The organism is Formosa sp. L2A11, assembly GCF_009796865.1.
In the GTDB taxonomy this organism is placed as follows: Bacteria; Bacteroidota; Bacteroidia; order Flavobacteriales; family Flavobacteriaceae; genus Formosa.
In genome coordinates, this window is sequence record NZ_CP047028.1 from 157,622 (window position 1) to 171,742 (window position 14,121).

Here is a 14,121-nt window from a genome sequence, read left to right on the forward strand (position 1 = left end):
TTAAAGCTTAGAACCTCTTTTTAATGAAATAAATATTTTTATTTAGTCGCGTATAATTTTACGTCGCTTTCTTCTACCGTATTATCACTTAAAATAATTAAGCGTTCAACAACGTTTCTTAACTCACGAATATTTCCTGTCCAATCGTAAGACTGCAACAACTTTAAAGCAGATTTAGAAAACTCTTTTTTAGCGTTTCCATGCTCTTTTGCAATCTTGTCTGAAAAGAAATCTACTAACAACGGTATATCTTCTCTTCTATCGTTTAAAGTAGGTACCTGAATTAAAATAACGGCTAGTCTGTGATATAAATCTTCTCTAAAACGCCCTGCTTCTATTTCTTTCTTTAGGTCTTTATTTGTTGCAGCAACTACACGAACATCTACCTTAATATCTTTATCGCTTCCTACACGTTGTACACGACTTTCTTGAAGAGCTCGTAAAACTTTAGCTTGTGCAGACAAACTCATATCTCCTATTTCATCAAGAAAAATGGTTCCGCCATTGGCAGCCTCAAACTTTCCAGCACGATCTTTATTGGCACTAGTAAAAGCCCCTTTAACATGACCAAACAGTTCGCTTTCTATTAATTCGCTAGGAATTGCAGCACAATTAACCTCGATCAAGGCTCCTTTTGCGCGTTCACTTTTATCATGTAACCAATGTGCAACAAGTTCTTTTCCTGTTCCGTTTGCTCCCGTAATTAACACACGAGCATCTGTTGGTGCCACTTTTTCTATAATCTCTTTAATGCTTGCAATAGCAGGACTTTCACCAATCATTTGGTAATTCTTACTCACTTTAGTTTTAAGAATTTTGTTTTGCACAACTAATTCTTTTCTGTCTAAAGCATTTCTTACCGTATTTAATAATCTATTTAAATCTGGCGGTTTAGAAATATAATCGAAAGCTCCTAAACGCATAGTATGTACAGCGGTATCTAAATCGCCATGTCCAGAAATCATTACCATTGGAATTTCTGGTTTAATAAGTTTTGTAGCCTCTAAAACCTCTACACCATCCATTTTAGGCATTTTAATGTCGCATAACACTAAATCGTAATCGTTATTTTTAATCTTATCTATGCCTACTAAACCATCTTCTGCTTCTTCTAAATGATATGTTTCATTTTCTTCTGCTAAGATTTTAACCAAAACTCTACGAATGGCTGCTTCATCTTCAATAATTAAAATTTTTGGCATATACTTTATTTTTGGTATTGATTACACATCAATATAATATAACTTTTTAATTTTTTGTGTTTGGTTTTTCTAAACCAGGAGCCGTAACGACATGTAAATCGCGCTGTGGAAATGGTATAGAGATCTGATGTTCTCTAAACAATTTTTCTATTTTAAAACGTACATCGCTTCGTGGTCCTTCTCCTAAAAAACTTTCTCGTACGGTAAATACAACACGAAACATTAAAGCACTATCTCCAAAATCCATAAACAACACACGTGGAGTTGGTGTCTTTAAAATATCGGGATGATTTTTTACAGATTGTAATAATAATTTTTCAACCAATTCTACATTACTTCCATAAGCGACTCCTACGGTTACAGTGTCTTTGGTTTCATTTCCGTTTAGTGTCCAGTTATATAAACTACTGGTTAAGAAAATATGGTTTGGAATAATAAAGACTCTATTATTTAAAGTCACAGCTCTTGTTGTTCTTAGTTTAATTTCTTCAACACGACCAATTTTATTATCAATTTCTATAATATCTCCAACATGAACAGATTGATCTACAATTATAAAAACACCAGAAATAATATCCTGAATTAAGGTTTGAAGCGCCAAACCAACACCTATTAATAAGGCTGCTGAAGCTGCAAAAACAGCCGTAACATTTATACCAATAGAATCGAAAGTAATTAATAGAATAACCAGATAAACACCCCAGCTTCCATAAGAAAATAACATTTCAAATTTAATCTTATTTTCTTTAGGTAAATTTCTTGTAAGCAGTTTACTCAATAATTTAAGTAATCTAGAAGTTACTAAAATCACTATTATTATAACAAAAACAGCCTTTACAGACACCGAAATATCGTCTCCCAAATGGAATGTAAAATTTAGAAATTCTGAAAGCTGTTTCATTTTAATATTTAATCCATTTAAGTAATTCCTTGTATGTAGGTTTCTTTCCGTACATTAAAATTCCGACACGATAAATTTTTGCAGCAAACCAAACGGTTAACAAAAACGAACCTATTAAAAGCAATAACGACAATAGCTGTTGCCAAATAGGGACTCCAAACGGAATACGCATTAACATAACGACTGGAGATGTTAATGGAAAAAACGAAAATATAGTAGAAACTGTACCGTGTGGATCTTCTATAACAGTGAAAAATCCGATATAAACCGATAAAATTAAAGGCATTAAAATTGGAAACACAAATTGTTGTGTATCTGTTTCATTATCTACAGCAGCACCAATTGCAGCATACATAGAACTATATAATAAATATCCTGCGATAAAAAAGAATACAAAAGCAATAATTAAATTGGTTAGTGGTAAATGGTAGAACCCTGCTAAAACGGTTTCTATTTGTCCATTTAATTGCTGATCGAATATAGATTGCTGTATCACCTGTTGCTGCGGTGTTTGGCTCATATCTATTCCGAAAACAAATCCTACTAACCCAGTTAAAACGCCTCCTAAAATAATCCAAATAATTATTTGCGTGATCCCTGCTAAAGATGTTCCTATAATTTTACCTAACATAAGTTGCATAGGCTTTACAGACGAAATAATAACCTCGATAACACGACTCGTTTTTTCTTCAATTACACTTCGCATAATCATGTTACCATAAATAATAATAAACATGAATAGTAAATATCCTGCAGCACCACCAAAAGCAAGTTTTATTATACTTTCTATTTTAGATGTTTTCTCTCCAGAGAAGTTCTCTTGTATAATACTAACATCGATCTTAGCAGATTCTATTTTGTCTAAATCTACTCCAACCTGAACCAACTTTACATCGGTTAAAGATTTTTCAACCTTACTTTCTAAACCTGAAACTACAGATAACGAAGGTGAGTCTTCTGAATAAAACTTAACGTGATTTTCTAAATAATTTACATCAAGACTTTTTTCAACATGTAATAACCCATATTCGCCCTGAGCTTCAACCAATGCTTTTGCAGCTTCTAAATCTATATTGGTTAAGAATTTATACTTCGTTGTTTCTGTATCTTTAAAGGTATTTTTAATTAAACCCGATTCGTCTAAAATGGCTATAGTTCTAACTTTATTACTGCTTATTTGCGACAAATAGGCCACAGTAGCAATAAGAGCAATTAGCACAATAGGACTAATAATAGTCATTACAATAAATGCCTTATTTTTAACTTTCGTTAAATACTCTCTTCTTATAATGAGTGGTAAATGATTCATGATTAGCTATTATTCTGAATGGCTTTAATAAAAATATCGTTTGTGCTTGGCAACAATTCTACAAAATGAGAGACCTCACCTCTTGTGGTTAAATACTGTAAAAAATCGTTTGGCTTTTCTGTAGCTCCTAATTTTACATTTAACTTTAATTGATCGTCTATGGTTTTAAATTGTGCAGGAGACACTTCAAACTTTTCGGTTAATTCTTTATGCAGTGCTGCTATATTATCTGTTTTTACACCAACCTCGTAAGCATTATTTTTAAACTGGCGTTTTACCTCTGTTAGTTTTCCGTCTAATATTTTATTAGATTTATTAATTAACGCAATGTGATCGCACAACTCTTCGACAGATTCCATACGGTGTGTAGAAAAAATAATGGTAGAGCCATTATCTCTTAAACGTAAAATCTCGTCTTTAATTAAATTTGCATTTATAGGGTCGAATCCTGAAAAAGGTTCATCGAAAATTAACAATTTAGGTTCGTGTAATACGGTAACCACAAATTGAATTTTCTGTGCCATACCTTTAGATAGCTCCTGAATTTTTTTATTCCACCAATCTCCAATTTCCAATCGCTCAAACCAATAATGAAGACGTTCTTTAGCTTCGGCTTTACTTAACCCTTTTAATTGTGCTAAATATAATGCTTGCTCGCCAACTTTCATAGATTTATACAAACCGCGTTCTTCTGGCAAATATCCAATATCTTTTACATGATGATTTTTTAATGGTTCTCCATCTAAAATAACATGCCCTGAATCTGGCATTGTAATTTGATTTATGATTCTGATTAACGTAGTTTTCCCGGCACCGTTGGGACCTAATAACCCAAAAATACTTCCCTTGGGAACTTCTATAGAAACTTGATTGAGCGCTGTAAAATCTCCAAATTTTTTAGAAATAGTATGCGCCTCTAAAATATTATGCATTCGCGAATTTAGTTAATTATAAGGTGTAAATATATTAAATGTAAGACAAGAAGCTTAATATAAAATGCTAAAAAGAAGTTATTCCTAAAATCACAAAACCCATCCTTAAAAAAACTAAGGATGGGAAAAAAATTGCTATGAAAAAGAAAAACTTACTAAGTTCAATTAGTAATGTCTCAAATATAGCACTTTATATTAAAAATACTGTAATTATTTTAGATAAAATTTACGAAAAGCATAAAAACAAAAACATCCGCCTTAAAAAAGCGGATGTTTTATAAGTATTTTTAAGTTCACTTTTAAGAAAACATATCTTTTACTTTCTCGAAAAATGATTTATCTGTACTTTCTGGTTTTGGTGCGAAATGTTCATTTTCTCGCATCTCTTCAAAAAATTCTTTTTGTTGTTTATTTAACGTTTTAGGTGTCCATACATTTACGTGCACCAATAAATCTCCTTTGGCGTAACCATTAATGTTTGGAATTCCTTTTCCGCGTAAGCGTAATATTTTGCCAGATTGTGTACCTGCTTCAATTTTAATACGCACTTTTCCTGTTACAGTTTCAATCTCTTTAGAGGTTCCTAAAACAGCATCTGGAATACTTACGTATAAATCGAAATGAAGATTATCGCCTTCACGTTGTAAGCTGCTGTGATTTTCTTCTTCTATTGCGACAAGTAAATCTCCAGAAACACCCATTGCTCCTGGTGCTTCGTTTCCTTTTCCTGTAACCTTAAGTTGCATACCGTCTACAACTCCTGCTGGTATTTTAATAGATACAGTCTCTTCTTTTACAACTAACCCTTGTGCATCTGCATCGTTAGGTTTTTTATCTATAATCTGACCAGATCCACCACAAGATGTACAAGGCGAAGCTGTTTGCATACGCCCTAAAATAGTATTAGCAATACGTGTTACTTGACCTGAACCTTGACATGTAGGACATGTTTTATAAGATGTTCCTGGCGCTTGTACTTTACGTCTTACTTTTACTTTCTTTTCTACACCGTTAGCAATTTCTTCTAGAGTTAACTTTACACGAATTCTAAGGTTACTACCTTTTACTCGACGTTGACCGCCACCGCCGCCAAATCCTGAAAAGCCACCGCCGCCGAAGCCGCCGCCGCCAAAGATATCTCCAAATTGGCTAAAGATGTCGTCCATATTCATATGTCCGCCACCGTAATTACCACCGCCACCAGCTTCGAATGCTTGGTGACCAAATTGGTCATAACGTGCTTTTTTATCTTGGTCGCTTAAAATTTCGTAAGCTTCTGCAGCCTCCTTAAATTTATTTTCAGCGTCTTTGTTATCTGGATTTTTATCTGGGTGAAATTCTATAGCTTTCTTCCTGTATGCTTTTTTTATTTCAGCTCCAGTAGCATTTTTATCAACTCCTAATATTTCGTAATAATCTCTCTTCATGGTGTATGTGTCACTTTCGACCGTTAATATTTTTTACACTAGTATACAGTGTGTCTGTTATTGCCCAATTACAACTTTAGGAAAACGAATTACTGTTTCTCCTAATTTGTATCCTTTTTCAATAACATCTATAATTTTACCTTTTAATTCTGGTACTGGTGAAGGAATTTGAGTAATTGCTTCATGATGATCTGCATTAAATACATCTCCAGCTTTAACTTCTATTAATTCTAAACCTTTAGATTCTAATAGATTTTTTAGTTTATTACTAATTAATTCTACACCTTTTAAAAGGTCTTTTTCTTTAGTTTTAGCAATTTCACTATATGCGCGATCAAAATCATCTAACACTGGTAACATGGCTACCATGACATCTTTATTGGCAGTTTTAAACAAATCGATACGTTCTTTAGAAGTTCGTTTTTTATAATTTTCAAACTCAGCGAACAATCTTAAAAATTTATCTTTTTCTTCCTTCAATTTAACCTGTAATTCTTCCTCTACAGATACTTCTTGATTTTCAATAACTTGCTCTTCTACTTGCTCTTCTATATTTTCGACTTCAACGTCTTTTTGGTTCTCTTCTTTACTCATGTCTTCTAATTTAAAAATAAACACTATCCATTTAAGGCAAAAGTACTGCCATCTTTCAATATTTGCCAAAATGTCACAAATAAAATTCTTGTTTTTTTCTTGAAGCATTCAATTTTAATTATTTTTGAATATAAACATAAAAAACAATAATCATGAAAAATAAGATTTTAACCTTATGCGTTGCATTAGCTCTTGGAGCAACTGCAATATCTTGTAAAGAAAAAACGAAAGAAGCTGCAGAAGCTACAGCTGCAGAACCTGTTGCAGAAACAGTTATAACTGCAAAAAAATACAATGTAGATGTAAGTAACTCTACAATTGAATGGAAAGGTGCCAAACCTACAGGTGAACACTTTGGAACAATTGGTATTAAAACAGGAGAACTTAATACTGAAGACGGTGCAATAGAAAGCGGAACTATTGTTATAGATATGAATAGCATTACAGCTTTAGATCTTGAAGGTGATAAAAAGTTAAACTTAGAAGCACATTTAAAAGGTACAGTTGCAGGTAAAGAAGGCGACTTTTTTAATGTAAACGAATTTCCTACTGCTACATTTAAGATAACAGGAGTTGCTACTAATGAAGCTGGTAAAACAATACTTTCTGGAAATTTAAAAATGAAAGGTATTGAAAAAAATGTATCGTTTCCTGTTACAGTAACTTCTGAAGGAGATTCGCTAAGTTTAGTATGTGAAACTTTTGTAATAGATAGAACACAATGGAAAATAAACTTTGGTTCTAAATCTGTGTTTGATAATCTTGGAGACAAATTTATTAACGACGATATTACATTAACTATAAAAGTTAAAGCAACAAAAGCTTAAATTTAAATCTCTTAAATACGCTTTTAAATATAAAAGACTATCTGTAAAAAGATAGTCTTTTTTTTATTTTAATAATTCTAATAATGCGGGTTGCAGGTTCGGGTATTTAAACTCAAAACCTTGATCTTCTAATTTTTTACTACTTACACGCTGACTTGCATACATTAAATTATGCATTTCGCCTAAAACAAGTCTCATTACTCCTTTAGGAATTCCGGGTAAAAACATAGGTTTATCTACAACTTTAGCGATCGCTTTTATAAGCTCGCTTTGTGTTACCGGATTAGGAGCAACAGCATTAAAGGTTCCTTCGCCACAATATTTTAAAAGGAATATAAATACACGAACAACATCGTCTATATGCACCCAAGATTGCCATTGTTCTCCTGTACCAAAAACAGCACCTAAGCCTAAATCTATAGGTTTTTTAAATTCTGGTAAAACACCACCTTCTGTAGACAATACAAGGCCAATACGAACTTTAGCAACTTTAATGTTTAATCCAAAAAAAGTATCGACCTCGGCTTCCCAAGCTTTAACGACTTCGCCTAAAAATGAATGATCTATTTGAGTATCCTTCTCGTTATAGTATTTAGTTAACGAATCTGGATAAACACTAATACCACTTGCAGATATTATTTGAGCGACACTATGTTTAGGTAACGATTTTAATGCGCTATGTAATAATCGTGCAGATTGCACCCTACTATCTATAATTTCTTTTTTATTAGAAGATGTCCAACGTTTAGAAACAGTACCTCCGGCCAAGTGAATAATAACTTGCACGCCCTCGAAACAATCTGTATCTATTTCTTTGGTTTCTGGATTCCAATAATACCCTTGATAGTTCTTCTCACTTACAATCTTTTCTTTCCTGGTTGTTAAATATTTAACACTAACATCCTTGCGGAGACAACGTTCCACAATTTTAGTACCCAAAAGTCCTGTAGCGCCAGTTATTAAAACACCCATCTCTTAATTTTTTAACAAAAGTACAAATACATAAATACTTATAACTCACATTAAGTAAGGTTTAACACTAATCTGTAAAACAGCCTAATACGTATTAACTAATTTCAAGATGATATTTTTGTAGCAACCCTTCTAAATCATTCTTAGAAAACTTAGCCCCTTTCATTCTATTAAGTTCAGGATCGATATTAAAATTATATGCAGTTAAAAAAGTTACTCTTTCCAGATTAGAATCTATAAATTGAGTATTTAGCAAATTACATTTTTCAAAATCTGCACCTGTTAAATCACAGCCTTGAAAAGAAGCTTGTTGCAATTCACAATTTATAAACACACTGCGTTTAAGTTTTAAAAAATCGAATTGTGCCATTTGGAGATTACAATTACTAAATTTTATACGCATTAAAAACGTACTAATAGACTTAAAGTCTAATCCTAGTAATTTACAATCTGAAAAAACAACATCGTTAAAAGAGGTTTTTTTTAGTTTAGTATTGCTTAAGTTACAATCTATAAACTCACATTCGGTAAAGACAAACCCAGAAAGATCGCTATTAGACAAATCGCATTGCTCGAAAGAGCAGCCATCGTAATCGCCTAAAGGCAAAGGGTTAGTTTTATAGTCTTCATTTTTAAATAATAGGTCTTCAACATTTGTAGTCATATCGTCAATTTGTTAAATTTTACTTGCTCTCAACATCTCTCTTTTTCCTGGAGGTCCAGGAATACGAGCTACTGTAAACCCAACGGCTTGCATTGCTCTTCTAGCATTACCTTGTGCAGAATACGTTACTAATATCCCGCCTGGTTTTAAGGCATTAAACATAATTTTAAAAACAGCTTCTCCCCATAAATCAGGTTGTACTCGCGGGCCAAAAGCATCGAAATAAATAATATCATACAACGCATTGTCTGTGATATCATTAAAAGATTTTTGTTGTTTTAATAAAGAAAAATATTCTGAAATGTCTTGTTTTGACTCCCAAGCAACCTTATGAAGGGTATTAAAAACCGATTCGTTAGCGCCTTCGTTTATAGATTTCGAATAATTAATATGAAGTAAATCGTCTGCAGTTACAGGATATGCTTCTACACCTGTATAATCTATTTTGCAATTTAAATCTTTAGCTTGTAAACATGTTAAGAACGCATTAAGACCTGTACCAAAACCAATTTCTAAAATAGATATTGGGTTTAAATCAGGTTTTTGGTCTAAAGTATATTTTAATCCTTCCTTAATAAAGACGTGTAAGGCTTCTTGAATAGCACCATGTCTAGAGTGATACGTTTCGTCTAAATCTGGTAAATAAATGGTTGAAGAACCATCTGCTGTTGTAATATATTTGCGTTCCAAAATAATGAAGTTTGCGAAAGATTAATTAAAATATTAAAATCTCAAAAAGAAGGATTTACTAATTTAGATAATCAATTAATTCGAAACGTAAATATACGCGATTTTTAAAAATTTTATACTACTTTTATGCTATAATAAATACTGTTTAATCTAGTAAATTATAATATTTTGACAAATACGATTGAAATTACAAAAGCAAAAACAAGCAAGATACATGATGTGGATTTTGATAATTTGTCTTTTGGTAAAGTTTTCTCTGATCACATGTTTGTATGTGATTTTAAAAACGGCGAATGGCAGAAGCCAGAAATTACGCCTTATGCACCTTTAACTTTAGATCCTTCTGCTCGTGTTTTTCATTACGGCCAAGCTGTTTTCGAAGGCATGAAAGCATTTAAAGACGAAGCTGAAAATGTCTGGTTATTTAGACCTGAAGACAATCTGGAACGTATTAACAAATCTTCAGAACGTTTGGCTATACCTGCATTTCCAAAAGAAGTCTTTATGGAAGGCTTAAAAGCTTTGGTAAATTTAGACAAAGACTGGGTACAACCTGGCTTTGGAAACTCGCTATACATAAGACCTTTTGTTATCGCAACAGAACCTGCTATTGCAGCATCGCCTGCGTTAGAATACAAGTTCTTAATTATTTGCTCTCCTGCACAGTCTTATTACTCTGGAGATGTACGCGTTTTAATAGCTGAACAATTTAGTAGATCTGCTAACGGTGGTGTTGGTTACGCAAAAGCTGCAGGAAATTATGCTGCACAATTTTACCCAACAAGTTTAGCTAACCAAGAAGGTTTTCAACAAATTATTTGGACAGACGCAGACACTCATGAGTTCTTAGAAGAAGCGGGTACAATGAACGTCTTTTTTAGAATTAACGACACTTTAGTTACTGCGCCTACAAGCGAAAGAATTTTAGATGGAATTACGCGTAGAAGTATTATTCAAATCGCTAAAGATTCTAACATTGCTGTAGATGTAAGACCGATTAAAGTAAGCGAGCTAATAGAAGCTAGTAAAAATGGTTCTTTAAAAGAAATTTTTGGTTCTGGTACAGCTGCTGTAGTGAGCCCTATTTCTGCATTCTCTTATAAAGGGGATGTTTTTGAAGTTCCGAAAATAGATAAAAACTTCTCTGATATATTTAAAGAGAAATTATTAAATATTCAATACAACAAATCTGAAGACCCTTACGGTTGGAGACAAAGTATATAAAACTAAAAAGAGCGACTATTTTAAGTCGCTCTTTTTTTTACTTATCTAAAATAGATGCAATATCTGGTTTAAAATAATTTGGGCCTTTTAACACCTTTCCGTCTGCTCTATAAATAGGTTCTCCATCTGCACCTAGCTTACTCATATTACTGCGTTGTATCTCATTAAATACATCTTCAATTTTATGCTGTAAACCATGCTCTATTATAGTCCCACATAAAATATATAACATATCTCCTAAAGCATCTGCAATCTCTACAAGATCTTTATTATTGGCAGCCTCTAAATACTCTTCGTTTTCTTCTTTCATTAAATTAAAACGCAGCATATTTTTATCCGTTCCTAAATTGGCTAGCGGTGTTTCACTATACCCCAATTTATATGCGGTATGAAATGCTTTAACAGCTTCTATTTTATTCTTCATATTATTAAAATGTTATAATTTTGATTACATTTACAGACTTGATAATTTTGCAATTAGATTCTAATATTTACGCAACTTATCACGTTTTTTAAATTTTAGCATCATATTTTTAATTAATTCTCAGAGTACCCCATGTTTACAAAAGGTCAATTGATTTTTGGAGTCATATTTTTTATCGTTTTTGTTATCTCTATATTTTACACGTATAAAAAAGATTTCGCACTTCATAAAAAATATTACAATGGTAGTATCTGGGTGCTTGTTGCTTTTATTGCATTCTTGTTATTTATTATCAGTATAAAATTAATATTTAAAGGCTAACAATCTTTGCCTTTTACACAAAAAACAAACTGTTTTACTGATTTTTCATATTTTAAATCATAAAAAACCTATCTCTATCTTAAAAAACATCACTTTTTTTAGATAGCCTACATTTATTTTCCGTTCTTAATCAAAAAAAATAACGGATATGAAACCCTACTCCTCCCTTATAATCCTAGCTATTCTTATTTGTGCATGTAATACACTAAAAGCACAAAATTACATTGGACATACAATAGACAATTATGCAGGAATTCACAGCGTTATTTACAATCCTGCTACGAGTGTAGATTCTAAAATAAAATTAGACATTAATATACTATCTTTTAGTTCTTTTGCTGCAAGCGATTATTATGGAATTACTTTAAATGATTTAGTAAATTCCGAAAATCTTTTGGGCTCCGACCAAGACACTGAAACATTTCCAAAAAGCAAGAACAACTTCTTTGTGAATTTAAACGTTATGGGACCTTCTGTTATGTTTAATATTGATAAAAACAACAGTGTTGCTTTAATTTCCCGAGTAAGATCTTTTGTAAATATTAATAAAATTAATGGCGAATTGTTTGATAAAATTAAAAATGACTTCGATGAAACGGAAGATTTTAATTTTGAAAACGACGAATTTACAGGCTCAATACATGCATGGACAGAACTTGGTATTTCTTATGGTCGTGTTCTTCTAAATACTAATAATCATAAAATAAAAGGTGGAATAACCTTAAAATATTTACAAGGTATAGGATCTGCGTTTATGAGTACAGATCGTATGCAAGGAAACTACGATGCATCTGCTAACACACTTGAAACAAAAGGAAATTTAGCTTACGGTATAACTGGAGATTTTGATATTGAAAATCTTAAATATGAAAATTTAGGCACTGGTTTTGGTGCAGATATTGGATTTACTTACGAATGGAGCCAAAACAACTCTTTAGACAATATTCCGGCGGGCTACAAATTTAAAATAGGTCTTTCTGTTACAGACATTGGTTCTATAAATTATAAAGACACAGAAATATCTAATTACGATTTAAACGAAACCATAAATCCAGACGAATTTGATATTGATAATCTTGATGATTTATACGATTATACTTCGGTTATTAAAAATGCAAAAATAAAATTACCTACAGCCGTTCACTTACAAGCAGATTATAATATTGCTGAGCGTTTTTATATCGCTGCACAAGCAGATTTTTCTATTGCAGAATCAGATCAAGCTCAAACTTCTAACAGTTTAAACTCTGTTATATTTACGCCTCGATTTGAAATTAAAAGATTTAGCTTGTATTTACCGCTTGGTTTTAGAGAATATGCAGGTTTTGCAAGCGGGTTTGGATTACGAGCTGGACCGGTAACATTAGGATCTAGTTCTATTATTTCAAACTTAATTGCAAATACATCAAAATCTGCAGATGTATATATCGGTTTAAAAGTTCCTATTTATAGATAAAATGATTAAAAAGTATACATGTATAAAGAAGGATTAGGCTTTTTAAAAAATTGATGTAAAATTGATTACCTTTGATGTTATCACAATTTTTACATCAATGAAATCAACAAAATATATCTTGTTTTTGCTACTTATAGCGTTCATTGGATCTTCAATTTATATTGCTGTTCAACCAAACGAAATAAGCTTCTCAAGAACAAAAACAATAGAAGCTCCACAAGAAGTGGTATACGATTATCTTAATAATTTAAACCATTGGGAATCTTGGGTGCCTTGGAAAAAAATAAGCACAACAGACAATAACCAAAACAGCAAAGAATATACTTGGTTACAAGATAATTCTATAGGAAGAATTACGACTACAGAATCCTACAAACCTACACGTATACATCAAGAACTAATTTTTCACGAATACCCGAAATCTCAGTTAGATTGGAAAATTGATTCTATTTCAGAAAACACATCGTCTGTAACCTTAAGCATGACGAGTAAAAATATTCCGTTAAGAAAGAAAGCTTATTATGCTATTTTTGGCACACCAGAAGTAGATCTTGCTCCTAAATTTGAAAAAGGACTTACAAAATTAGATTCTGCCATTACAGAAAGTATGAAGGTGTATAGCGTTACAATAAATGGTATTACTAACCATAGTGGCGGTTATTACTTATACACAAAAACGTCTGCACGTATAGATAATTACAAAGATAAGGCAGAGATTATGATGTCTGAAATTACCAAATACGTAACAGAGAACCAAATTCCTATAGCTGGTTTTCCTTTTATTTTATTCAATAAATGGGATAAAGAGCACAACAGCGTAACGTTTTCTTGTTGTATACCTACAACTACAGAAATTACAACTACAGACAGTAAAATATTAACAGGTTTATTACCTGCTTTTAAAACACTTAAAACAACTTTAAAAGGGAATTATAATTATTTAGACAACGCTTGGAATACAACTTCGGAATACATGATTACAAACGACTTAGAAAAAGCAGAAAATAACATTATGTTAGAAAGCTATGTAACAAGTCCGAAACACAAAATTAATCCAGCAAATTGGGTAACAGAAATATATGTTGCCATTCATAGAGAGTCGGATTCTATTCCTATTACAGAAAATTTAGAAACTGTTATACCTCCTACAGAAGAAAACTAAATTTCTTAGACACAAC

At 32.1% G+C, this 14,121-nt stretch carries 14 protein-coding genes; 4 read left to right on the top strand and 10 right to left on the bottom strand.

The features are described 5' to 3' along the window. Nucleotides 1-38: 38 nt before the first annotated feature. From GQR95_RS00685 to GQR95_RS00710, 6 genes are all read right to left on the bottom strand, one after another. Nucleotides 39-1,202: a sigma-54 dependent transcriptional regulator gene (locus GQR95_RS00685; protein WP_159021341.1), complete on the bottom strand. Its 1,164-nt coding sequence runs from the start codon at nucleotides 1,200-1,202 to the stop codon at nucleotides 39-41. A 46-nt stretch (nucleotides 1,203-1,248) separates the two neighbouring features. Further along, entirely contained in the window at nucleotides 1,249-2,103 is an 855-nt protein-coding gene (locus GQR95_RS00690; protein ID WP_159021342.1) for a mechanosensitive ion channel family protein, read from the bottom strand. Nucleotide 2,104: 1 nt separating this feature from the next. Beyond that, nucleotides 2,105-3,412 carry an ABC transporter permease gene (locus tag GQR95_RS00695; RefSeq protein WP_159021343.1) on the bottom strand — a complete coding sequence of 436 codons (1,308 nt, stop codon included), beginning with the start codon at nucleotides 3,410-3,412 and terminating at the stop codon, nucleotides 2,105-2,107. 2 nt (nucleotides 3,413-3,414) lie between these two features. Next, nucleotides 3,415-4,344: an ABC transporter ATP-binding protein gene (locus tag GQR95_RS00700; RefSeq protein ID WP_159021344.1), complete on the bottom strand. Its 930-nt coding sequence runs from the start codon at nucleotides 4,342-4,344 to the stop codon at nucleotides 3,415-3,417. Between the two features lie 299 nt (nucleotides 4,345-4,643). After that, nucleotides 4,644-5,771: a molecular chaperone DnaJ gene (dnaJ, locus tag GQR95_RS00705; protein ID WP_159021345.1), complete on the bottom strand. Its 1,128-nt coding sequence runs from the start codon at nucleotides 5,769-5,771 to the stop codon at nucleotides 4,644-4,646. A gap of 57 nt (nucleotides 5,772-5,828) precedes the next feature. Then, complete coding sequence (locus GQR95_RS00710) at nucleotides 5,829-6,365, bottom strand: nucleotide exchange factor GrpE (RefSeq protein WP_159021346.1); 537 nt, start codon at nucleotides 6,363-6,365, stop codon at nucleotides 5,829-5,831. 152 nt (nucleotides 6,366-6,517) lie between these two features. On the opposite strand from GQR95_RS00710, the gene GQR95_RS00715 reads away from it, so the two are divergent. Next, complete coding sequence (locus GQR95_RS00715) at nucleotides 6,518-7,192, top strand: YceI family protein (protein WP_159021347.1); 675 nt, start codon at nucleotides 6,518-6,520, stop codon at nucleotides 7,190-7,192. 63 nt (nucleotides 7,193-7,255) lie between these two features. On the opposite strand, the gene GQR95_RS00720 is transcribed toward GQR95_RS00715, so the two are convergent. The 3 genes from GQR95_RS00720 to mnmD form a co-directional block, all read right to left on the bottom strand. Continuing rightward, on the bottom strand, nucleotides 7,256-8,164 hold the full coding sequence (locus GQR95_RS00720; RefSeq protein WP_159021348.1) for a TIGR01777 family oxidoreductase: 909 nt from the start codon (nucleotides 8,162-8,164) through the stop codon (nucleotides 7,256-7,258). A 94-nt stretch (nucleotides 8,165-8,258) separates the two neighbouring features. After that, on the bottom strand, nucleotides 8,259-8,828 hold the full coding sequence (locus GQR95_RS00725) for a pentapeptide repeat-containing protein (protein WP_159021349.1): 570 nt from the start codon (nucleotides 8,826-8,828) through the stop codon (nucleotides 8,259-8,261). A gap of 12 nt (nucleotides 8,829-8,840) precedes the next feature. Next, nucleotides 8,841-9,518: a tRNA (5-methylaminomethyl-2-thiouridine)(34)-methyltransferase MnmD gene (gene mnmD / locus GQR95_RS00730; protein ID WP_159021350.1), complete on the bottom strand. Its 678-nt coding sequence runs from the start codon at nucleotides 9,516-9,518 to the stop codon at nucleotides 8,841-8,843. Between the two features lie 168 nt (nucleotides 9,519-9,686). Here mnmD and GQR95_RS00735 point away from each other — a divergent pair, with 168 nt between their 5' ends. After that, the gene (locus tag GQR95_RS00735) at nucleotides 9,687-10,742 is read left to right on the top strand and encodes a branched-chain amino acid aminotransferase (RefSeq protein ID WP_159021351.1); all 1,056 of its coding nucleotides are present in this window, start codon (nucleotides 9,687-9,689) and stop codon (nucleotides 10,740-10,742) included. A 37-nt stretch (nucleotides 10,743-10,779) separates the two neighbouring features. Here the strand turns inward: GQR95_RS00735 and GQR95_RS00740 are convergent, their stop codons facing one another. After that, the gene (locus GQR95_RS00740) at nucleotides 10,780-11,166 is read right to left on the bottom strand and encodes a nucleoside triphosphate pyrophosphohydrolase family protein (RefSeq protein WP_159021352.1); all 387 of its coding nucleotides are present in this window, start codon (nucleotides 11,164-11,166) and stop codon (nucleotides 10,780-10,782) included. Nucleotides 11,167-11,635: 469 nt separating this feature from the next. On the opposite strand from GQR95_RS00740, the gene GQR95_RS00745 reads away from it, so the two are divergent. Beyond that, nucleotides 11,636-12,943, top strand: a complete 1,308-nt coding sequence (locus GQR95_RS00745; RefSeq protein ID WP_159021353.1) for a DUF5723 family protein — start codon at nucleotides 11,636-11,638, stop codon at nucleotides 12,941-12,943. Between the two features lie 97 nt (nucleotides 12,944-13,040). Next, entirely contained in the window at nucleotides 13,041-14,105 is a 1,065-nt protein-coding gene (locus GQR95_RS00750) for an SRPBCC family protein (RefSeq protein WP_159021354.1), read from the top strand. Nucleotides 14,106-14,121: the final 16 nt, after the last annotated feature.

Coding starts and splice junctions, on each gene's coding strand:
- GQR95_RS00685 (WP_159021341.1), bottom strand. CDS start 1,202: ATGCCAAAAATTTTAATTATTGAAGATGAAGCAGCCATTCGTAGAGTT.
- GQR95_RS00690 (WP_159021342.1), bottom strand. CDS start 2,103: ATGAAACAGCTTTCAGAATTTCTAAATTTTACATTCCATTTGGGAGAC.
- GQR95_RS00695 (WP_159021343.1), bottom strand. CDS start 3,412: ATGAATCATTTACCACTCATTATAAGAAGAGAGTATTTAACGAAAGTT.
- GQR95_RS00700 (WP_159021344.1), bottom strand. CDS start 4,344: ATGCATAATATTTTAGAGGCGCATACTATTTCTAAAAAATTTGGAGAT.
- dnaJ (WP_159021345.1), bottom strand. CDS start 5,771: ATGAAGAGAGATTATTACGAAATATTAGGAGTTGATAAAAATGCTACT.
- GQR95_RS00710 (WP_159021346.1), bottom strand. CDS start 6,365: ATGAGTAAAGAAGAGAACCAAAAAGACGTTGAAGTCGAAAATATAGAA.
- GQR95_RS00715 (WP_159021347.1), top strand. CDS start 6,518: ATGAAAAATAAGATTTTAACCTTATGCGTTGCATTAGCTCTTGGAGCA.
- GQR95_RS00720 (WP_159021348.1), bottom strand. CDS start 8,164: ATGGGTGTTTTAATAACTGGCGCTACAGGACTTTTGGGTACTAAAATT.
- GQR95_RS00725 (WP_159021349.1), bottom strand. CDS start 8,828: ATGACTACAAATGTTGAAGACCTATTATTTAAAAATGAAGACTATAAA.
- GQR95_RS00740 (WP_159021352.1), bottom strand. CDS start 11,166: ATGAAGAATAAAATAGAAGCTGTTAAAGCATTTCATACCGCATATAAA.
- GQR95_RS00745 (WP_159021353.1), top strand. CDS start 11,636: ATGAAACCCTACTCCTCCCTTATAATCCTAGCTATTCTTATTTGTGCA.
- GQR95_RS00750 (WP_159021354.1), top strand. CDS start 13,041: ATGAAATCAACAAAATATATCTTGTTTTTGCTACTTATAGCGTTCATT.